Origin of the sequence: Mycobacterium sp. NPDC050041 (genome assembly GCF_049541695.1) — a bacterium.
Classification (GTDB): domain Bacteria; phylum Actinomycetota; class Actinomycetes; order Mycobacteriales; family Mycobacteriaceae; genus Mycobacterium.
The window spans coordinates 102,970-124,175 of sequence record NZ_JBMVDG010000010.1 but is presented as its reverse complement, the minus strand read 5'-3'; the positions used below and the strand labels follow the sequence as shown (position 1 = coordinate 124,175).

General features: G+C 69.5%; 18 protein-coding genes. 13 read left to right on the top strand and 5 right to left on the bottom strand.

The annotated features are described in order from the left end of the window. Positions 1–7 precede the first annotated feature (7 nt). Positions 8–460 (bottom strand): hypothetical protein, encoded by a 453-nt coding sequence (locus ACPCHZ_RS25050; protein WP_423487226.1) that lies wholly within the window; start codon positions 458–460, stop codon positions 8–10. A gap of 171 nt (positions 461–631) precedes the next feature. Here ACPCHZ_RS25050 and arc point away from each other — a divergent pair, with 171 nt between their 5' ends. Beyond that, entirely contained in the window at positions 632–2,470 is a 1,839-nt protein-coding gene (gene arc, locus ACPCHZ_RS25045; RefSeq protein WP_423487225.1) for a proteasome ATPase, read from the top strand. 63 nt (positions 2,471–2,533) lie between these two features. Here arc and ACPCHZ_RS25040 read toward each other — a convergent pair whose 3' ends face one another. Together ACPCHZ_RS25040 and ACPCHZ_RS25035 are read right to left on the bottom strand one after the other, a co-directional pair. Continuing rightward, positions 2,534–2,848: a DUF732 domain-containing protein gene (locus ACPCHZ_RS25040; RefSeq protein WP_423487224.1), complete on the bottom strand. Its 315-nt coding sequence runs from the start codon at positions 2,846–2,848 to the stop codon at positions 2,534–2,536. Continuing rightward, the gene (locus ACPCHZ_RS25035; protein WP_423487223.1) at positions 2,845–4,002 is read right to left on the bottom strand and encodes a hypothetical protein; all 1,158 of its coding nucleotides are present in this window, start codon (positions 4,000–4,002) and stop codon (positions 2,845–2,847) included. Before ACPCHZ_RS25035 ends, ACPCHZ_RS25040 begins: the two co-directional genes overlap by 4 nt. A gap of 52 nt (positions 4,003–4,054) precedes the next feature. Between ACPCHZ_RS25035 and ACPCHZ_RS25030 the strand changes: the two genes are divergently transcribed. After that, entirely contained in the window at positions 4,055–5,455 is a 1,401-nt protein-coding gene (locus tag ACPCHZ_RS25030) for an ATP-binding protein (RefSeq protein ID WP_423487222.1), read from the top strand. Here the strand turns inward: ACPCHZ_RS25030 and ACPCHZ_RS25025 are convergent. Next, positions 5,416–6,105: a response regulator transcription factor gene (locus tag ACPCHZ_RS25025; RefSeq protein WP_423487221.1), complete on the bottom strand. Its 690-nt coding sequence runs from the start codon at positions 6,103–6,105 to the stop codon at positions 5,416–5,418. The genes ACPCHZ_RS25030 and ACPCHZ_RS25025 overlap by 40 nt on opposite strands. Positions 6,106–6,180: 75 nt before the next feature. Between ACPCHZ_RS25025 and dop the strand changes: the two genes are divergently transcribed. From dop to prcA, 4 genes are all read left to right on the top strand, one after another. Further along, positions 6,181–7,677, top strand: a complete 1,497-nt coding sequence (gene dop / locus ACPCHZ_RS25020; RefSeq protein WP_364980914.1) for a depupylase/deamidase Dop — start codon at positions 6,181–6,183, stop codon at positions 7,675–7,677. Positions 7,678–7,771: 94 nt separating this feature from the next. Continuing rightward, positions 7,772–7,966 carry a ubiquitin-like protein Pup gene (locus ACPCHZ_RS25015; RefSeq protein WP_264010673.1) on the top strand — a complete coding sequence of 65 codons (195 nt, stop codon included), beginning with the start codon at positions 7,772–7,774 and terminating at the stop codon, positions 7,964–7,966. Continuing rightward, on the top strand, positions 7,963–8,865 hold the full coding sequence (gene prcB, locus ACPCHZ_RS25010) for a proteasome subunit beta (protein ID WP_423487220.1): 903 nt from the start codon (positions 7,963–7,965) through the stop codon (positions 8,863–8,865). Before ACPCHZ_RS25015 ends, prcB begins: the two co-directional genes overlap by 4 nt. Beyond that, the gene (gene prcA / locus ACPCHZ_RS25005; RefSeq protein ID WP_423487219.1) at positions 8,862–9,620 is read left to right on the top strand and encodes a proteasome subunit alpha; all 759 of its coding nucleotides are present in this window, start codon (positions 8,862–8,864) and stop codon (positions 9,618–9,620) included. Before prcB ends, prcA begins: the two co-directional genes overlap by 4 nt. On the opposite strand, the gene ACPCHZ_RS25000 is transcribed toward prcA, so the two are convergent. Beyond that, complete coding sequence (locus ACPCHZ_RS25000; RefSeq protein ID WP_423487218.1) at positions 9,617–9,787, bottom strand: hypothetical protein; 171 nt, start codon at positions 9,785–9,787, stop codon at positions 9,617–9,619. The two genes, prcA and ACPCHZ_RS25000, sit on opposite strands and share 4 nt — an antisense overlap. A 279-nt stretch (positions 9,788–10,066) precedes the next feature. Here ACPCHZ_RS25000 and ACPCHZ_RS24995 point away from each other — a divergent pair, with 279 nt between their 5' ends. The 7 genes from ACPCHZ_RS24995 to ACPCHZ_RS24965 are packed head-to-tail and all read left to right on the top strand — an operon-like array spanning position 10,067 to position 21,197. Continuing rightward, positions 10,067–12,502, top strand: coding sequence for a GcvT family protein (locus ACPCHZ_RS24995; protein ID WP_423487217.1), 2,436 nt, complete (start codon positions 10,067–10,069; stop codon positions 12,500–12,502). A 3-nt stretch (positions 12,503–12,505) separates the two neighbouring features. Continuing rightward, positions 12,506–13,639 (top strand): N-methyl-L-tryptophan oxidase, encoded by a 1,134-nt coding sequence (gene solA, locus ACPCHZ_RS24990; RefSeq protein ID WP_423487216.1) that lies wholly within the window; start codon positions 12,506–12,508, stop codon positions 13,637–13,639. Then, positions 13,636–14,772, top strand: coding sequence for an aromatic ring-hydroxylating oxygenase subunit alpha (locus ACPCHZ_RS24985; RefSeq protein ID WP_423487215.1), 1,137 nt, complete (start codon positions 13,636–13,638; stop codon positions 14,770–14,772). Before solA ends, ACPCHZ_RS24985 begins: the two co-directional genes overlap by 4 nt. An 11-nt stretch (positions 14,773–14,783) precedes the next feature. Then, a complete protein-coding gene (locus tag ACPCHZ_RS24980; protein ID WP_423487214.1) occupies positions 14,784–16,262 on the top strand; it encodes an aldehyde dehydrogenase family protein in 1,479 nt (492 codons plus the stop codon). Positions 16,263–16,281: 19 nt separating this feature from the next. Then, the gene (locus ACPCHZ_RS24975; protein WP_423487213.1) at positions 16,282–17,847 is read left to right on the top strand and encodes an APC family permease; all 1,566 of its coding nucleotides are present in this window, start codon (positions 16,282–16,284) and stop codon (positions 17,845–17,847) included. Continuing rightward, complete coding sequence (locus tag ACPCHZ_RS24970) at positions 17,840–19,375, top strand: GMC family oxidoreductase (RefSeq protein ID WP_423487212.1); 1,536 nt, start codon at positions 17,840–17,842, stop codon at positions 19,373–19,375. The genes ACPCHZ_RS24975 and ACPCHZ_RS24970 overlap by 8 nt, the downstream gene beginning before the upstream one ends. A 49-nt stretch (positions 19,376–19,424) precedes the next feature. Next, positions 19,425–21,197: a putative nucleotidyltransferase substrate binding domain-containing protein gene (locus ACPCHZ_RS24965; RefSeq protein ID WP_423487211.1), complete on the top strand. Its 1,773-nt coding sequence runs from the start codon at positions 19,425–19,427 to the stop codon at positions 21,195–21,197. The last annotated feature ends 9 nt before the right edge of the window (positions 21,198–21,206 follow it).

Below are 21,206 nucleotides of genomic sequence, written 5' to 3'. Positions count from 1 at the left end.
CGGATCGTCAGCCCACCAGGTCGCCGAGGGCGAACAGCGACTGGCTCGACAGCTGCCAGCCGGTGGGGCTCGGGCCGCGCACGAACGACAGCGGCATCGAGCGGACCTGACCGTTGGCCAGCGTCGCGGTGACGTTGGCGGTCGCCAGGTTGCCGTTGAGGTCCGGGTTGGCGACCGTGGCGCTCAGCGGCAGGTAGCCCTTCGCCACGGCGTCGTTGTACTTGATCTCGGCGCCCTTGCCGGTGAACCGGCCGAGGCCCTGGATGTAGGGCGACTTGCCGCGGAAGGAGCCGCCGGAGCCGAGGGCGTTGACCGTCTGGGTGAGCTCGCCGGTGATCTCCGGCGCGGGTGCGGTGGGTACCGGCGCACCGAAGGCGACAGGCGAAGCGGACGAGATCGCAGGGGATGCAATCGAGGTCACACCCACCGCGGCGGCTCCGACAACGGCGGCCGCTGCCATGCCGGTTACGAGGGTTTTCAGGATCACAACTGTCCTTTCGAAGGGTCCAACGCTTTCTTACGTTAACAGTGATGCTGGTGTGTCCCATTGCTACACCGCACACAAAGGCTGAATCGCCGGTAGCGTTGAAGTTGTTACTGCACCAATATTCGGTGCGGGAGGGAGTTCGGTATGAGTGAGTCAGATCGTTCGGAAGCCTTCTCGGACGGTTTCGGGACCCCGATGTCCAGCGATGATGCTGCCGAATTGGAACAGCTGCGCCGAGAGGCCGCCATGCTGCGCGAGCAGCTGGAGAACGCCGTCGGCCCTCAGAGCGGGCTGCGCACCGCGCGTGACGTCCATCAGCTGGAAGCGCGGATCGACTCGCTCGCAGCGCGCAACGCCAAGCTGATGGAAACTCTCAAAGAGGCCCGCCAGCAGTTGCTGGCGCTTCGCGAGGAGGTCGACCGGCTGGGGCAGCCGCCGAGCGGATACGGCGTGCTGCTGGGGACCCACGAGGACGACACGGTCGACGTGTTCACCTCCGGCCGCAAGATGCGACTGACGTGCTCACCGAACATCGAGACCGAAGGACTCAAGCAGGGGCAGACGGTCCGCCTGAACGAGGCGCTCACCGTCGTCGAGGCGGGCACGTACGAGTCGGTCGGTGAGATCAGCACGCTGCGCGAGATCCTCTCCGACGGGCACCGGGCGCTGGTCGTCGGGCACGCCGACGAGGAGCGCATCGTGTGGCTGGCCGAGCCGCTGGTGGCCGCCGAGCACCTGCCCGAGGATCCCGACGCCGACACCGACAACGACGACGACAACCGGCCGCGCAAGTTGCGGCCCGGCGACTCGCTGCTGGTCGACACCAAGGCCGGCTACGCCTTCGAGCGCATCCCCAAGGCCGAGGTCGAGGACCTCGTGCTCGAAGAGGTGCCCGACGTCAGCTACAACGACATCGGCGGCCTCGGCCGTCAGATCGAGCAGATCCGCGACGCGGTGGAGCTGCCGTTCCTGCACAAGGAGCTCTACCGCGAATACTCGCTGCGCCCGCCCAAGGGCGTGCTGCTCTACGGTCCGCCCGGCTGCGGCAAGACGTTGATCGCGAAGGCGGTGGCCAATTCGCTGGCCAAGAAGATGGCCGAGGTGCGCGGCGACGACGCGCGCGAGGCGAAGTCCTACTTCCTCAACATCAAGGGCCCGGAGCTGCTGAACAAGTTCGTCGGCGAGACCGAACGCCACATCCGGCTGATCTTCCAGCGGGCGCGCGAGAAGGCGTCCGAGGGCACCCCGGTGATCGTGTTCTTCGACGAGATGGACTCCATCTTCCGCACCCGCGGTACCGGTGTCAGCTCCGACGTGGAGACCACCGTGGTGCCGCAGCTGCTGTCGGAGATCGACGGCGTCGAGGGGCTGGAGAACGTCATCGTGATCGGCGCCTCCAACCGCGAGGACATGATCGACCCGGCGATCCTGCGGCCCGGCCGCCTGGACGTCAAGATCAAGATCGAGCGGCCGGACGCCGAATCGGCGCAGGACATCTTCAGCAAGTACCTCACCGAGCAGTTGCCGATCAACGACGACGATCTCGCCGAGTTCAGCGGGGACCGGTCGTTGACGATCAAGGCCATGATCGAGAAGGTCGTCGACCGGATGTACGCCGAGATCGACGACAACCGATTCCTGGAGGTCACCTACGCCAACGGTGACAAGGAAGTCATGTACTTCAAGGACTTCAACTCCGGCGCCATGATCCAGAACGTCGTCGACCGGGCGAAGAAGAACGCGATCAAGTCGGTGCTGGAGACGGGCCAGAAGGGTCTGCGCATCCAGCACCTGCTCGACTCGATCGTCGACGAGTTCGCCGAGAACGAGGATCTGCCGAACACGACGAATCCCGATGACTGGGCCCGTATCTCGGGCAAGAAGGGCGAGCGGATCGTCTACATCCGCACCCTGGTCACCGGCAAGTCGTCGAGCGCCAGCAGGGCCATCGACACCGAGTCCAACCTCGGCCAGTACCTGTAGCCGACGAACACAGCCGGAAGACCCCCGCAGTGCACTGCGGGGGCCTTTCGCGTGCGGCGGGAATCAGCAGAGGTGGATGACGGCGGCCTCGTAGATGTAGTTCGCATCCTCGACGGCGATGCTCTCGGCGGTGTTCTCGTAGATCGCCTGCACGGTCGTCTCCTGCGGGACGCCGTGCTGCACGTCGCTGCAGATCTGGTAGCCCATCTCCAGCGCGGCGTCCGTCGGACCCGTGAAGTCGTTGTTGGCCAGATCGCCGAGGTAACTGCCCTCGTCGGCGTGCGCGGGCGACGCGACGGCCAGGGCGAGGGCGAACGCAGCCGCTGCGGCGGCGCAGCCGATCGACGGTTGCCCAGATCGATGTGGGCAACGGGTCACGGCGCGCGCGCGGACTCGGTCTCGAGGTAGGCGTCGCGACCGGCGAGGCTGACAGCGACGTCGGCGATCAGGGGATCGAAGAACCGCTCCCGGTAGAGCGGGTCGACACTGGTGCTGACGGTGAAGTACAGCCCGGACAGCACGGACACGAACAGCGACATGTGCACCACGGTCTGCGGCACCGGCAGGGCGATGCCGAACCACGTTCCGGCGCAGGGCGGTTGACCTTCTGCGCAGACCTCCTCCGCGGACCACAGCACGGTCACCTCGTCCGGGACGGCGATCACCCCCAGGGCCAGGAAGAACGCGAACAGTCCTGCGGTGAACAACACGACCTGGATCGCCTGCGCCACCAGCATGACCGCGACGACGTTGACCCGCTCACCGCCCGACAGCGGGGTGCGTGGCGGCTGGTGCCCCGGCGCGACGGCCAGTGGGGTGCCCGCCAGCAGCTCTGCCGGATTCTGATCCTCGGCCCGTTCCTCCCGGAGGGCCCGCACTTCGTCGCGAATCGTGGTGACCATGAACAGGATCGCCACCAGTGCGAGGAAGGCGATCGTCTGCCACAGCCGCTGCCGCGTCACCCGTGCCGAGAGCTGCCACAGTTCGCCGGTGAAGTACACCACCACCGTCAGCATCAGGAAGGGCAGTGCCCGGCTCATCAAGGTGCCGAGCGCGCCCAGTTGCAGCCACGCGAAGCGGAACGCCCACAGCGCGATCGAGCCGAAGCCGACATAGGTCAGCCAGATCGCGAGCAGCGACAGCAGCAGGAACACCGGCGCCTCGGTCAGCGCCTCCGCCGACCAGCCGTTGACGGCGACCGGCATCACGGCGACGAACGTCGCCATCACCAGCAGTGCCGCCGACCGCCGCCCCGCCAGGCCGAGCCGGGTCACGGTGCGTCGCAGCATGTTCATCACGAACGGCGCCACGATGAGCGCAGCGGCGATGACGCCGAGCCGCAACGCATAGCCAGAATCCGGGTCGTCGCCGGTGAGTTCGGCCGCGGACAGCGTCAGCGCGGTGACGACGCCGAGCGCGGCGACCATCGGGGCGGACCGGTCGATCAGCCTGCGCGAACGCACCCGCCGGGTGAGCACCAACGGCAGCCCACGCTGCAGGAACCACTCGTGCACCTGCCGGTCGTCGGACACAGCGCACCATTGTGCGCGATCACGGCGGCGCGGGAGCGGTAATGATGGACCGGTGGACACTCCTGCCCCGTCGGACCGCGTCCTGCCGCGGACCCGGTGGGGCATCTCGGCGCGCTCGGCGTTCGTCGCCGCCGCGGTGGTCTTCGTGGCGCTGACGCTGTCGGGCGCCGGACTGGCCGCGGTGCTGCACCGGACCCTGCTGGCCGACGTGGACAGCGCCGCTGCCGAGCGGCTGGCCGAGATCGGCTCGGCGTTGCGCACCGGCGGCGTGGACCGACTCGATCCCGGGCTGCTCGCGACCGACGAACGGATCCTCGCGGTGCAGATCCTCACCACCGACGGTGCGGTGGTGCGGCGGTCCGAGGCGGCACCCGACAGCCCGCTGATCCCGATCGGCGAGATCGGTGACGTGGTGCGGATCGGCATGCCCGAGCACGCATCGCCCTTCGGGCCGATCCGGTTCAGCGCGGGCACCTACGACGGGCCCGGCGGCAGGCACACCGTGTTGGTGGGTGAGGGCAGCCACGTCGTCGAGTCGACGGTCCGAGCGGTGATCACCGCGCTCGCCGTCTCGGCGCCCATCGTGATCGCGGTGTCGGCGGCGGCCACCTACCTGCTGGTGCGCCGGTCGATGCGGTCGGTGGAGGCGATCCGCGGCCGGGTCGACGCCATCACCACCTCGGACCTGACCGAGCGGGTGCCGGTCCCGGACAGTCGCGACGAGATCGCCGCGCTGGCGGTGACGATGAACGAGATGCTGTCGCGGATCGAGGCCGGCCACGCCGCCCAGCAGCGGTTCGTCGGCGACGCCTCCCACGAGTTGCGCAGTCCGCTGGCGACCATCGTCTCGGCACTGGAGGTGGCGGCCGCCCACCCGGACCTGCTCGGCCCGCTCGCCACGGAAACGCTGCTGCCCGAGGCGCACCGGATGCAGGCGCTCATCGAGGACCTGCTGTTGCTGGCCAGGGCCGACGAGCGCGGGCTGGTGCTGCGCCGCGAGGACGTCGACCTCGACGACCTCGTCGCCGCGGAGGTCGACGCGGTGGCGGGCCGCGCCGACCCGGTCGTGCGTGCCGACCTGGCGCCCGTTCGGTTGCAGGGCGACCGCGCCGCGCTGTCTCGCGTCGTGCGCAACGTGCTCGACAACGCGGCGCGGCATGCGCAGAACCGGGTCGACGTCACCGTGCGCGCCGACGCGGGCACGGCGGTGCTGACGGTGGCCGACGACGGACCGAGCGTGCCTCCGCACGAACGGATCCGGGTGTTCGACCGCTTCGTCCGGCTCGACCCGGACCGGGCCCGCACCGGCGGCGGCGCCGGGCTGGGTCTGGCGATCGTCAAGGAGATCGTCACCGCCCACGCGGGCGTGGTGTCCTTCGACGGGCGCCCCGGCGGCGGGTCCCGGCTGACCGTTCAGCTGCCGCTGTCGGCGGCGCCCGAATCGAGCCGGTAGCCGACCCCGCGGATCGTTTTGATGGTGGTGGCGCCGAACGGAACGTCGATCTTGCGGCGTAGGTAGCCGACGTAGACCTCCACCACGTTGTCGGGGCCGTCGTAGTTCGCATCCCACACGCTGTGCAGGATCGTGGTCTTGGTCAGCGCCTGGTCGGGGTGGCGCATCAGGAATTCGAGCAGGCCGTACTCGCGCGGGGTCAACGGGATCGGTGTCCCGTCGCGCGTCACCACCCTGCGGACCGGATCGAGGGTCAGCGTGCCCGCGGTCAGCACCTTCGGCCGCTGCACCGCGCTGCGCCGGTTCAGCGCCCGCAGGCGGGCCACCAGCACCGCGAAGGAGAACGGCTTGGTCAGGTAGTCGTCGGCGCCGAGTTCGAACGCGTCGGTCTGGTCGTACTCGCCGTCCTTGGCGGTCAGCATCATCACCGGCGTCCACACGCCGCGGCGCCGCATCCGCCGCAGCACCTCGTAGCCGGACAGCCCGGGCAGCATGATGTCGAGCACCACGACGTCGAATTCGTCCTCGCACGCCCGCCGCAGACCGTCCACGCCATCGGCGGTCTGGACCGTCATGAAGCCCTCGGCGGCCAGTCCGGCGGCGAGCGTGGCTGCCAGCCGCCGCTCGTCCTCGACGATCAGAACCCGCACGGTCCCAGTATCCCGGCAGCCGGCCCCGCCACCGTCGGTCACCGCCCCGTCGCGGCCGTCGCCTAGGCTGACGGCATGCAACGGATCATCGGAACGGAGGTCGAGTACGGCATCTCCTCGCCGTCCGATCCGACCGCGAATCCGATCCTCACGTCCACGCAGGCGGTGTTGGCCTACGCCGCCGCCGCAGGCATCCAGCGCGCCAAGCGCACCCGGTGGGACTACGAGGTGGAGTCCCCGCTGCGCGACGCCCGCGGATTCGACCTGAGCCGCTCGGCCGGGCCGCCGCCGGTGGTCGACGCCGACGAGGTCGGTGCGGCCAACATGATCCTCACCAACGGCGCCCGCCTCTACGTCGACCACGCCCACCCGGAGTACTCGGCGCCCGAGGTGACCGACCCGATGGACGCGGTGATCTGGGACAAGGCCGGCGAGCGGGTGATGGAGGCCGCCGCCCGGCACGTGGCGAGCGTTCCCGGTGCGGCCAGGCTGCAGCTCTACAAGAACAACGTCGACGGCAAGGGCGCGTCGTACGGGTCGCACGAGAACTACCTGATGAGCAGGCAGACGCCGTTCTCGGCGATCATCGCCGGGTTCACGCCGTTCCTGGTGTCGCGGCAGGTGGTCACCGGGTCCGGGCGGGTCGGCATCGGCGCGGCGGGCGACGAGCCGGGATTCCAGCTCACCCAGCGCGCCGACTACATCGAGGTCGAGGTCGGCCTGGAGACCACGCTCAAGCGCGGCATCATCAACACCCGCGACGAGCCGCACGCCGACGCCGACAAGTACCGCAGGCTGCACGTGATCATCGGCGACGCGAACCTCGCCGAGACGTCCACCTACCTGAAGGTGGGCACAGCCTCCCTGGTGCTCGACCTGATCGAGGAGGGCGTCGACCTCACCGACCTGGCGTTGGCGAGGCCGGTGCACGCCGTCCACGTGATCAGCCGTGACCCGTCGCTGCGGGCCACCGTGGCGCTGGCCGACGGCCGCGAGCTCACCGCCCTTGCGATGCAACGCATCTACCTGGACCGGGTGGCCAAGATGGTGGACTCGCGCGACCCCGACCCGCGGGCGTCCCATGTCGTGGAGACCTGGGCGGCGGTGCTCGACCTGCTCGAGCGCGACCCGATGGAGTGCGCCGAGATCCTGGACTGGCCGGCCAAGCTGCGGCTGCTGGAGGGCTTCCGCAACCGCGAGAACCTCAGCTGGTCGGCGCCGCGCCTGCACCTGGTCGACCTGCAGTACTCCGACGTGCGGCTCGACAAGGGCCTCTACAACCGGCTGGTGGCCCGCGGGTCGATGAAGCGTCTGGTCACCGAGCAGCAGGTGATCGACGCCGTGGACAACCCGCCGACCGACACCCGGGCGTACTTCCGCGGGGAGTGCCTGCGCCGGTTCGGCGCCGACATCGCCGCGGCAAGCTGGGACTCGGTGATCTTCGATCTGGGCGGCGATTCACTCGTCAGGATTCCGACGCTCGAGCCGCTGCGGGGCAGCAAGGCCCACGTCGGGGCCCTGCTCGATTCGGTGGACAGCGCCGCCGAACTCGTCGCGCAGCTCACCAACTGATCCGGCTATCCCGGGCAATCGGGACTCCGACCGGTAATGTGAAAGAACCGGTGCGCGGCTTCGTTCACCGAGATGACATGTGCAGGAGGCAGCGATGGCTCAGGAGCAGACCAAGCGCGGTGGTGGTGGCGGTGAGGACGACGACGTCACCGGCAGCACGGCCGCCGGCCAGGAGCGTCGCGAGAAGCTGACCGAGGAGACCGACGACCTGCTGGACGAGATCGACGACGTCCTGGAGGAGAACGCCGAAGACTTCGTGCGTGCGTACGTCCAGAAGGGCGGACAGTGACCTGGCCGCACGATCACCAGGCCTTCGCCCGATTCACCCTCCCGACCCCTGGGGCACCCGCCGTACCGGTGGACCTGTCGTCGTTCTCTGACATGCTGCGCAGGCAGGCGCCCCATCTGCTGCCGTTCGGCGGCGGCGCGGAGCACGTCGGGCGGGCCACGGACGCGGTGCCGCACGGCACGACGATCGTCGCGCTGAAGTTCCCCGGCGGCGTGGTGATGGCCGGTGACCGGCGCGCCACCCAGGGCAACATGATCGCCAGTCGTGACGTGCAGAAGGTGTACATCACCGACGACTACACGGCGACGGGGATCGCGGGCACCGCGGCGATCGCGGTGGAGTTCGCCCGGTTGTACGCCGTCGAACTCGAGCACTACGAGAAGATCGAGGGCGTCCCGCTGACGTTCCCCGGCAAGGTGAACCGGTTGGCGACCATGGTGCGCGGCAATCTCGGCGCGGCGCTGCAGGGCTTCATCGCGCTGCCGCTGCTGGCCGGATTCGATCTCGACGATCCCGACCCGCAGGGGGCCGGCCGCATCGTGTCGTTCGACGCTGCCGGTGGCTGGAACATCGAGGAAGAGGGCTACCAGTCCGTCGGCTCCGGCTCACTGTTCGCCAAGTCGGCGATCAAGAAGCTGTACGCGCAGGTGCACGACGCTGATTCGGCGTTGCGCGTGGCCATCGAGGCGCTGTATGACGCCGCGGACGACGACTCGGCCACCGGTGGGCCCGATCTCGTGCGTGGCATATATCCGACAGCGGTGGTCCTCGGCGCCGAAGGCGCCGAAGAGGTCAGCCAGGAGCACATCGCCACCCTCGCCCGCGAGGTCATCCAGAGTCGTTCCCGCGCCGACACATTCGGCCCTGATGCGCATGCGCCGCGAGGTACAGATTCGTGAGCTTCCCCTATTTCATCTCGCCCGAACAGGCGATGCGCGAGCGGTCGGAGCTGGCGCGCAAAGGTATCTCCCGGGGCCGCAGCGTGGTCGCGCTGGCGTACGAGGGCGGTGTGCTGTTCGTCGCCGAGAACCCGTCGCGGTCACTGCAGAAGGTCAGCGAGCTCTATGACCGGGTGGGCTTCGCCGCGGTCGGCCGGTTCAACGAGTTCAACACGATGCGCAGCGGCGGGATCCGGTTCGCCGACACGCAGGGCTATGCGTACTCGCGCCGCGACGTGACCGGCCGCCAGCTCGCCAACGTGTACGCCCAGACGCTGGGCACCATCTTCACCGAGCAGGCCAAACCGTACGAGGTGGAGCTGTGCGTCGCCGAGGTGGCGCACTACGGCGAGACCAAGGCGCCGGAGCTCTATCGGATCACCTACGACGGCTCCATCGCGGACGAACCCTATTTCGTGGTGATGGGCGGTACCACCGAGCCGATCCTGACGGCGCTCAACGACTCCTACACGGAGAACGCCGAACTGGGCGACGCCGTGAAGATCGCGGTGGCGGCGCTGAGCGCGGGCGCAGGCGGCAACGGCAGCGAGGCCCGCACGCTCGGGGTGTCGACGCTGGAGGTCGCGATCCTGGATGCGAACCGGCCCCGCCGGGCGTTCCGGCGGATCACCGGTTCTGCACTGGAGGCGCTGCTGCCCGAGACCACGCAGGCTGACGCCGGTGGCGCCGCGGCCGAGGACAAGCCGGCGGACTAAGTCACCTCACGGGGGGGCGACGCGGTCCGCCGCGCACTCCGTATCGCCTGTGCTTTCTTGCGGGTTTCCACCGACGTGGCGATGGTCCTGGCGGTGCGCTCGAAGAGGTCGGTCAGGTCTCGCGCGTCGTAGTGCAGGCCGGTGGCGCCGCTGCTGTTCACAGACATATCTCGAATCCGTTGCCGTAGGGCACCGGGTTCGATGTGGTGCGAGCGTGTGGCCGGTCCACTGGGAACTGATCGGCAGCGCGTGGCGTAAACCCAGGTCGTCGCCGCTGCCTTAAATCCGGCTGCGCTCAGGCTAGCCGTTGCGCGAGGTGTCAAACGTCTGCCCGCGTGTCCGAGTTGACGCGAGGGCACACGAAGACGAGGATGTGTTGCGTATAGAACATCACGTTGCGTGATATGCAACAAATAGTCCACATTTGTCCGGAAAGCGGTTCATTTATGCCGAAAATCGTCGTGATCGGAGCCGGGATCGTCGGCACCTCGCTGGCCGACGAACTCACCGCGCGCGGGTGCGCCGACGTGACGGTTGTCGACCGCGGACCGCTCTTCGCCACCGGTGGGTCGACGTCGCACGCGCCCGGCCTGGTGTTCCAGACCAACCCGTCCAAGACGATGACGGCCTTCGCCCGCTACACCGTCGAGAAGTTCCGCACCCTCGAACACCCGGGCGGCTGGGCGTTCAACCCGGTCGGCGGACTCGAGATCGCCACGACACCGCAGCGGTGGGCCGACCTGCACCGCAAAGCCGGCTGGGCGCAGGCATGGGGCATCCGGGGTGAACTGGTCACCGCCGACGAATGCCTCGCGCTTCACCCGCTGCTCGACAAAGATCGGGTCCTCGGCGGATTCCACACGCCCACAGACGGATTGGCGAAGGCGGTGCGCGCCGCAGAGGCGCAGGCGCGGCGCGCGATGGCACGCGGCGCGACATTCATGGCCGGCACCGAGGTGCTCGGCATCGTCGACCACGCCGGCCGGGTGACCGGCGTCCGCACCGCCGACGGGGTGCTGCCCGCCGACATCGTCGTCTGCGCCGCGGGATTCTGGGGCGCACAACTCGCCCGGCACGTCGGCCTGGTGCTGCCGCTGGTGCCGATGGCCCACCAGTACGCGACGACCGGCCAGGTGGCCCCGCTGGTCGGCCGCAACAGCGAAGCGCTCGAGGCGGGCCTGCCCATCCTGCGCCACCAGGACGCCGACCTGTACTTCCGCGAACACGTCGACCGCATCGGGATCGGGTCCTACGCCCACCGCCCGATGCCGGTGGAGATGGCCGGCCTGTCCGCGGACACCGGCGGCGAAGCCATGCCCTCGATGCTGCCGTTCACCGACGAGGACTTCGCCCCCGCGTGGGCCGAGGCGACCGCACTTCTTCCCGCGCTGGACGACTCGAAGGTCGAGGAGGCGTTCAACGGCATCTTCTCGTTCACCCCGGACGGATTGTCGCTGATGGGCGAGCACCGTGAGCTCAACGGCTTCTGGGTGGCCGAGGCCGTCTGGGTGACGCATTCGGCCGGGGTGGCGAAGGCCACCGCGGAGTGGATCGTCGACGGCACGCCCTCGATCGACGTTCACGAATGCGACCTGTACCGGTTCGAGGACGTGGCGCGCAGCCCGAAGTTCATCGCGCAGACGAGTTCACAGGCCTTCGTCGAGGTCTACGACGTCATCCACCCGCACCAGTACCGCACGGCCCTGCGGGGGCTGCGCACCAGCCCGTTCCACGCCCGGCACCGCGAACTCGGCGCCTACTTCTACGAGGGCGGCGGCTGGGAGCGTCCGGCCTGGTTCGAGGCCAACGCCGGGCTGGCCGAACGCATCGACGGCCTCGACATCCCGCAGCGCGACGACTGGTCGGCGCAGTTCTGGTCGCCGATCTCGATCGCCGAGGCGCACTGGACCCGGCACCGGGTGGCGATGTACGACATGACGCCGCTGACCCGCTACGAGATCGCCGGACCGGGCGCCGCCGCCTTCCTGCAGCGGATGACCACCAACAACGTCGACAAGAGCGTCGGCTCGGTCACCTACAGCCTGCTGCTCGACCACACCGGGGGCGTCCGCAGCGACCTCACGGTCACCCGGCTCGCCGACACCACCTTCCAGGTGGGCGCCAACTCGCCGCTCGACTTCGACTGGCTGGCACGCCATTTGCCGCCCGATGTGACACTGCGCGACATCACCGGCGGCACCTGCTGCGTCGGCGTGTGGGGGCCGCTGGCCCGCGACCTCGTGCAGCCGCTGTGCCCCGACGACCTCTCCCACGCGGCCTTCCCGTACTTCCGCGCGGTGCACACCCACCTCGACGCGCTGCCGGTGACGATGCTGCGCGTCTCCTACGTCGGCGAACTGGGCTGGGAGATCTACACCGACGCGCAGTATGGCGCGGCGCTGTGGGACCTGCTCTTCGAGGCCGGCCACGACCACGGCGTCATCGCCGCGGGCCGGATCGCCTTCAACAGCCTGCGCATCGAGAAGGGCTACCGCAGCTGGGGCACCGACGTCACCGGCGAACACTCTCCCGCGGCCGCCGGGCTGGGGTTCGCCGTCCGGATGGCCAAGGAGGACTTCGTCGGCAAAGCGGCGCTCGAGTCCGCGGAATCGCCGCCGAACACGTTGCGCAGCATCGTGTTCGATGACCCGGCGGCAGTGGTGCTCGGGAAGGAGCCGGTGTACGTCGGCGCGGAGTGCGTGGGCTACGTGACCAGCGCGGGATACTCGCCGACCGTCGGCCGCACCATCGCCTACGCCTGGCTGCCCACCGACACCGCAGACGGCGCCGGGGTCTGCGTGGACTACCGCGGAACGCGGCACACCGCTGCCGTTCACGCCGAACCGGTGGTGGACCCCGAGATGGCCCGGATCAGAAGGTAGGCCATGACATACGACGTCATCGTGATCGGTCTCGGCGGGATGGGTAGCGCGGCCGCCTACCACCTCGCCGCCCGCGGACAGCGCGTGCTGGGGCTGGAGAAGTTCAGCCCGGCGCATGACCGCGGCTCCAGCCACGGCGGGTCACGGATCATCCGGCAGTCCTACTTCGAGGACCCCGCCTACGTCCCCCTGCTGCTGCGCGCCTACGAGCTGTGGGGCGAGCTCGCCGCCGACTCCGGCCGCGAGGTGTTCCGGCTGACCGGAGGGCTGTTCATCGGGCCGCCCGACAGCCTCACCGTCGCAGGCAGTCTGCGCGCCAGCCGGGAATGGGACCTGCCGCACGAGGTGCTCGACGCCACCGAGATCCGGCGCAGGCAACCGAATTTCACGCCCCGCAACGGTGACATCGCGCTCTACGAGGCCAAGGCGGGATTCGCCAGGCCCGAGCTGACCGTGCAGGCCCACATCGACCTCGCCGGACAGGCAGGGGCCACCCTGTCCTTCGGCGAGGAGGTGCAGCACTGGGCGGAGACCGCCGGGGGTGTCTCGGTGACGACGACGCAGGGCAGCTACACCGCGGGCCAGCTCGTCGTCTGCCCGGGCGCCTGGGCGCCACAGCTGTTGGCGGAGTTCGGCATCCCGATCACCGTCGAACGGCAGGTGCTGTACTGGTTCGACCCGGTCGGCGGCGCCGACGCCTTCGCCGACCAGCCGATCTTCATCGCCGAGGACAGCGGTGGCGAGCAGATCTACGGGTTCCCGGCGATCGACGGCCCGGCCGGGGGAGTGAAGGTCGCGTTCTTCCGCCGCGGTGTGGTCTGCACGCCCGAGACCATCGACCGCGAGGTGCACGACCGCGAGATCGGCGAGATGCGCGCCAAGGCCGCCGAATTGCTGCCCGCCCTGGACGGGCCGCTGTTGCACTCGGCGACGTGCATGTACTCCAACACCCCCGATCAGCACTTCGTGATCGCCCGCCACCCCGATAGTGCGAACGTCACCGTGGCATGCGGCTTCTCGGGGCACGGCTTCAAGTTCGTTCCGGTGGTGGGCGAGATCCTCGCCGACCTGGCCACCGACGGCGCCACCCGCCACCCGATCACGCTGTTCGACCCCCGGCGACTGGTGACGACATGACGACCCTGCAACCGCCCTCGGGACTGCGCGCCACCCTGCGCGGCGAGTACTACACCAGCGACCGGGTGTTCGCCGCCGAGCAGGAACACATCTTCGAGGACATGTGGTTCTGCGCGGTGCGGTCCGCCGAACTCGCCACCCCCGGCATGTTCCGCAAGGTGCAGGTGGGCAGGGAGAGCGTGCTGCTGGTGCGGGGACGAGACGGGCTGCTGCGGGCGTTCCTCAACATCTGCCGCCACCGCGGCGCGCAACTCTGCACCGACGACGCGGGCGAACTGCGGCGCAACCTGCGCTGCCCGTACCACTCCTGGACCTATGCCCTCGACGGCAAGCTCGTCGCGGCGCCGAACATCGGGACGCTGACCGACGACGACGGCGCGCCGATCGACCGCTACCGGTTCGGGCTCGTCCCCGTCGCCCTCACCGAATGGCTCGGCTACGCGTGGGTGTGCCTGTCCGACACGCCACCACCGTTCGACGATGTGATCGCCGAGGCCACCCGCACCCTGGGCGACGCCGACGCGATCAACCGCTACGGCATCGGCGGGCTGGACGTCGGCAGGCGCATCGTCTACGACGTCGCCGCGAACTGGAAGCTGATCGTCGAGAACTTCATGGAGTGCTACCACTGCAGCTCGATCCACCCCGAACTCGTCGGCGTGCTCCCCGAGTTCGCCCGCGGTGTGGCCGCTCAGGCGAACATCGGCCGCGGCGCCGAATTCGGCTCGGCCGTGGACGGCTTCACCGTGGACGGCGCGGCCGGATTCGAGCGGCTGCCGGGCATCACCGACGGCCAGGACCGCCGCTACTACGCGATCACGGTCAAGCCGACGGTGTTCATCAACCTGGTCCCCGACCACATCATCTTCCACCGGATGATCCCGATGTCCCCGACGCGGACCGTCGTGGAGTGCGACTGGCTCTACACCGGCGACGTCGTCTCCTCCGGGCGCGACGTCACCCGGTCGGTCGAGCTGTTCCACCGGGTCAACGAACAGGACTTCGAGGCCTGCGAGCGAACGCAGCCGGCGATGGCGTCGCGGGCGTACCGGCACGGCGGTGTCCTCGTCCCCGCCGAACATCACATCGCGGAGTTCCACGAGTGGGTAGTGTCCCGTCTCGACTGTGACTGACGGGACGTGTCGTGGACGGTGAACCGGACCTCTACATCGGAGGGTCATGGCGTCATGCCTCCGACGGGGGCACCCGGGAGGTGATCAACCCCGCCGACGGTTCCGTCGCCGCGACCGTCGACGAGGCGACCCCCGACGATGCGCTGGCCGCGGTGGCCGCCGCGCGGGCCGCCTTCGACGACGGGCAGTGGGCTGCCACCGCCGTCGGCGACCGTGCCGCCCTGCTGCTGCGGATCGCCGATCTTCTGCAGCGCGACAAGGACCGGCTGGCCCGGCTGGAGACCCGCGACACAGGCAAGACGCTGGCCGAGAGCGAGATCGACATCGACGACGTGACGTCGGTGTTCCGGTACTACGCGCACCTGATCGCGACGCAGTCCGACCGACTCGTCGACGTGGGCGACCCGACGGTGATCAGCCGGGTGGTGCACGAACCGGTCGGCGTCTGCGTGCTGATCGCGCCGTGGAACTACCCACTGCTGCAGATGGTCTGGAAGATCGCGCCCGCGCTGGCCGCCGGCGCCACCATGGTCGCCAAGCCCAGCGAGGTGACGCCGCTGAGCACGATCGCGTTCACCCACCTGCTGGTCGAGGCGGGTGTCCCCGCCGGCGTGGTCAATCTGGTGCAGGGCAGCGGCGCCCGCCTGGGCGAGGCACTCACCGACAACGCGGCCGTCGACCTCATCTCCTTCACCGGGGGAGCGGCCACCGGGCGCGTCATCGCCGAGACCGCCGCCAAGCACGTCACCAGGGTGGCGTTGGAGCTCGGCGGCAAGAACCCCCACATCGTGTTCGCCGACGCGGACTGGGAGTCCTCGGTCGACCAGGTGCTCACCGGGGTGTTCCTGCACTCGGGTCAGGTCTGCTCGTCGGGAACGCGGCTGATCGTCGAAGCGTCGATTGCCGACGACTTCGTCGCCGAACTCGCCCGCCGCGCCGAGAAGATCCGGGTCGGGCACGGCATGGACCCCACCAGCGAGACCGGCCCGCTGGTCTCCGAAGCGCATCGCGCGAAGGTGGAGGACTATGTCGCGCTCGGGATCTCGGAGGGCGCGGTGCTCGTCACCGGTGGCGCGCGGCCCAGCGATCCGGGGTTGGCCGCGGGCAGCTTCTACCTGCCGACGATCTTCGACCGCTGCGACCGGTCGATGCGGATCGTCACCGAGGAGACCTTCGGGCCGATCCTGACCGTGGAGCGGTTCACCGAGGAGTCCGAGGCGATCGCACTCGGAAACGACACGCAGTACGGTCTCGCGGCGGGAGTACGGACATCCGACGCGGCGCGGGGCGAACGTGTGGTGCGGGCACTGCGGCACGGCACGGTGTGGCTCAACGACTTCGGCTACTACACCGCCGCGGCGGAGTGGGGCGGCTACGGGAAGTCGGGCAATGGCCGCGAGCTCGGACCCACCGGGCTCGCGGAATATCAAGAGATCAAACACATCTGGCACAACGTCGCGCCGAAGCCGGCCGGCTGGTTCACGGGCTAGCCGCAGAGAGGACACCACCATGGTGATCAAGGAACCGAACAGGGCGAGCGGAGCGACGGGAGGAATCGCGGCCGACAGCGGGATGGAGGACTTCGGCTACAAGGAGTCCCTCGACCGCAGCATCGGCAAGTTCGCCAGCTTCGCCGCGGGCGTCAGTTACATCTCGATCCTGACGGGCACGTTCCAGCTGTTCTACTTCGGCTTCGGCACGGCCGGTCCCGCCTACCTCTGGTCCTGGCCCATCGTGTTCGTCGGCCAGATGGCCGTCGCACTCTGCTTCATGGAACTCGCCGCGAAGTACCCGGTGGCCGGGTCGGTCTACAACTGGTCGAAGAAGCTGGGCAGCCGCCTCGTCGGGTGGATGTCGGGCTGGCTGATGCTCACCGCGTCCATCGTGACGATCTCCGCGGTCGCGCTGGCATACCAGCTCAACCTGCCGAGGCTGTGGAGCGGCTTCCAGATCATCGGCGACGGCACCGGCGACTACGACTACGCCGCCAACGCCGTGCTGCTGGGCACCGTCCTGATCGCGTTCACCACGCTGATCAACGCGCTCGGGGTGAAGCTGATGTCGCGGATCAACAGCGCGGGTGTGTTCATCGAGCTGATCGCTGCCGTGCTGATCGTGCTCCTGCTCGCGGTGAACGTGGAGCGTGGGCCGGACATCTTCTTCTCCACCAATGGATACGGCGCCGGGGAGAGCGGTGGCTGGCTGGCCGCATTCCTGATCGCCTCGCTCGCCTCCGGATACGTGATGTACGGGTTCGACACCGCGAGTTCGCTGGGGGAGGAGACCGTGGAGCCGCGGCGCACCGCGCCCAAGGCGATCTTCCGCGCGATCCTGGCGTCGTTCGTCATCGGCGGCGGCATCCTGGTGTTCGCCGTGATGGCCGCGCCGAACCTGGAGGATCCGGCGCTCGGCGAGAGCACCGGCGGTCTGCAGTACATCGTCGAGCAGGTGATGTGGGGTCCGCTCGGCACCATCTTCCTGATCTGCATCGTCATCGCGGTGACGGTGTGCACCCTGGCCGTCCACACCGCGGCGATCCGGCTCACCTTCGCCATGGCACGCGACAACGCGCTGCCGTTCGGTGAGCGGCTCGCCACCGTCAACCCGAAGACCCAGACGCCGATCATCCCGGCGGTCACCATCGGCGTCATTTCGGTGATCATCCTGGTCATCAACATCGGTCAGCCGAAGATCTTCACGGTGCTGACGTCGATCGCGATCATCATGATCTACCTGGCGTACCTGATGGTCACCGGTCCGCTGCTCAAGAAGCGCCTGCGGGGTGAGTGGCCGCCGAAGGACCTGAAGGAGGGCGGCTACTTCACGATGGGGCGGTGGGGTCTGCCCGTGAACATCGTGGCCGTCGTCTGGGGTGTCGGTATGGCGCTCAACCTCGCGTGGCCGCGGTCGGCGGTCTACGGCGACCCCTGGTACAACACGTGGGGCGCGTTCGTCTACATCGGCGTCATCCTGGGCGCGGGGCTGCTCTGGTATTTCCTCAAGGGACGCAACCACATCGGTTGCCTGGAGAGCCATGCCGCCACCACGAAGGCCGAGGCCGTCCTGGATGACTGACACCGCTTCTCCCGCAGGCACATTCGATTACGTCGTCGCAGGCGGCGGTACCGCGGGGTGCGCTCTGGCGGCCCGGCTGTCCGAGGATCCCGACGTGACGGTGTGCCTGATCGAGGCCGGGCCCACCGACGTCGGCGACGACGCGATCCTGGTGCTCTCGGACTGGATGCACCTGCTGGACTCGGGATACGACTGGGACTATCCGGTGGAGCCCCAGGAGCGCGGCAACTCGTTCATGCGGCACGCCCGCGCCCGGGTGCTCGGCGGCTGCTCGTCGCACAACTCGTGCATCGCGTTCTGGCCGCCCGCCGAGGCGCTCGACGAGTGGGCCGCGATGGGAGCGACCGGCTGGAGTGCCGACGAGGTGCTGCCGCTGATGCGCCGGTTGACCGGAACGGTCGGCCTGCGTGACGTCCCTGCCGAAGATCCCTGCGGCGCAGCGGTACTCGAGGCGGCCGCGGCACTCGGAATGCCGACCGTCGCGTTCAACCGGGGCGAGACGGTGCGCAACGGCGCGGGCTGGTTCCAGATCAACGCCGGTGAGGACGGGCTGCGCAACTCGAGTTCACACGCCTACCTGCACCCGATCCTCGACCAACGGCGCAACCTGGAGGTGCGCACCGACTGCTGGATCGCCGAGATCCTCTTCGACGACGCCCGCAACGCCACCGGCGTGCGCTATCAGCGGCCCGACCTGACCGGGTACGACACCGTGGCGGCCCGCCGCGAGGTGATCCTGTGCGCCGGCGCCATCGACACGCCGAAACTGTTGATGCTCTCCGGGATCGGGCCCACCGCGCACCTGCGCGAGATCGGTGTCCCGGTCCGCGTCGACTCACCCGGAGTGGGCGCCAACCTCGACGACCACGTCGAGGGGCTGGTGTTCTGGGAGGCGTCGAAGCCGATGGTGACGACCTCGACGCAGTGGTGGGAGATCGGGTTGTTCACCACCGTCGACGAGGGCGTCACCCAGCCGGACCTGATGATGCACTACGGCAGTGTGCCGTTCGACATGAACACCCTGCGGCGCGGCTACCCCACCACCGACAACGGGTTCTGCCTCACGCCCAACGTGACGCAGGGCCGCAGCCGCGGCACGGTGCAGCTGCGCTCGCGGGACTTCCGCGACCGGGCCAGGGTCGACCCGCGCTACTTCACCGACCCGGAGGGCTACGACGAACGCATCATGCTCGCCGGGGTGCGGCTCGCCCGCCGGATCGCCGAGCAGCCGGCGCTGGCCGACTGGGCGGCGCGCGAACTCGCACCAGGGCCCGACGCCACCACCGACGACGAACTGCTCGACTACATCCACCAGTGCCACAACACCGTCTACCACCCGGCCGCCACCGCCCGGATGGGCGCGGCCGACGATCCGATGGCGGTGCTCGACCCGCAGCTGCGGGTCAAGGGGGTGTCGCGGCTGCGGGTGGTCGACGCGTCGGCGATGCCGAAACTGCCTGCGGTCAATCCCAACATCACCGTGATGACGATGGCGGAGAAGTGCGCTGACCTCATCCGCAACCCCTGAGCCGGCGGACCTGCCGGCGTTCCTCGCCGAGCACACGCCGTTCCAGGCCATGCCCGACGAGGAGCTTGCCGCGCTCGCCGCCGGCGCGTCGGTCGTCGAGTTCCCGGCCGGCGCGCTGATCGCCGACTACACCGACCGGGTGCCCGACGATGTCTGGATGGTGCACTCCGGTCAGGTCACCCTGCGGGCCGGCGTCGACGGCGCCGTCATCGACACCGTCGGGCGCGGCGGGATCTTCGGCTACACCCCGCTGCTCACCGGCGGCGGGATGGAGTTCGACGCGCGAGCGTCGGTGCCGAGCACACTGATCCGGCTGCCTGGCGCGCCGGTGCGGACCCAGTTCGCCCGGCCGGCGGGGCTGGCGTTCCTGGCGTCGTCGGCGTGGAACACCTCCGGCGAGCGCCCCGCGATCGCCCCTGCCACCGACAACCGCGCGGTCGGCGAACTCGTGCACGGCGACGTGCTCGTGGTGCCGCCGGCCACCTCCGTGCGTGACGCGGTGGTGCAGATGACGGCCGGTCACGTGTCCTATGCGCTGATTCGCCTGCCGGACGGCGCATTCGGCATCTTCACCGACCGGGACCTGCGCAGCAGGGTCGTCGCGGCGGGACTCTCGGTGGACGTGCCGATCTCGGCGGTGATGAGTGCGCCGGTGCGGACGGTGACCGCGGACCAGAGCGCGGAGACCGTGTTGATGGAGATGCTCGAGTGCGGTCTGCGGCACATGCCGGTGGTGACCCCGCGCGGCGACGTCGTCGGCGTGCTCGAGGACGGCGATCTGCTGGCCGCGTCCGCCCGGCAGAGCTTCCTGCTGCGCCGCGGGATCGCCACGGCCGCCGACAGCGCCGAACTGGCCCGCGTCGGCCAGCGGGTGACCGGGGTCGCCGCGGACCTGTTCCGCAACGGCACCAAGGCGTCGGCCACCAGCGCGATCCTCTCGGTCGTCATCGACAGCCTGGTGCGCAAGGCGCTCGAACTGGCGCGGGCCGAGACGCCCGACGCCCCGGACGACGGGTTCGCCTGGCTGACCCTCGGCTCGGTGGCCCGCCGGGAGGCGATGCCGTCCTCCGACGTGGACAGCGCGCTGTCGTGGGCGACGCACCTGCAGCCCGCCGCGGACTCGCTGCGTGCGCTCGCCGCGCGCACCCACCGCATCCTCGACGCGTGCGGTCTGCCGTCGGACCGCAACGGCGCCACCGCGGACCGGCCCGCGTTCTCCCGATCGGCCGCGCAGTGGTCCGGCGCGGCGACGGGCTGGCTCGACGACCCGCTGCGCGACCGGGGCCTGATCCTGTCGTCGCTGCTCATCGACGGACGGGTGGTGTGGGGTGATCCGGCCCTGCACACCGTGCCCGCCGCCTACCGCCGGATGCGTGACCGGCATCCGAACACGCTGCGCCTGCAACTGCTCGACGCGTTGTCGGGCAAGGTGCGCACCCGTTCGCTGCGCGATGTGCTGTCCCGGCGCGGCGGCACGTTCGACCTGAAGAACCACGCGGTGCTGCCGATCGTGAACCTGGCCAGGTGGGGTGGCCTGACCGCCGGCGTGACCGCGGGCGGTACGCCTGCCCGGCTGGCCGCCGCGGCCGAGGCGGGGGCGATCACCGATCACGACGTCACCGCGCTGTGCGACGTCTTCGCGATGGTGCAGCGACTCCGGATGACCCACCAGGTCGGTCAGCTCGCCGCCGGCCACGCACCCGGCGACGTCATCACCTACGCGGAGTTGTCGCCGTTGAACCGGAGCCTGCTCGGCGACGGTCTCCGTGAGATCGCCGCCGTCCAGCGCCGGGTCCGCAACTTCGCGATCCCACCCGGATAGGATCGACCC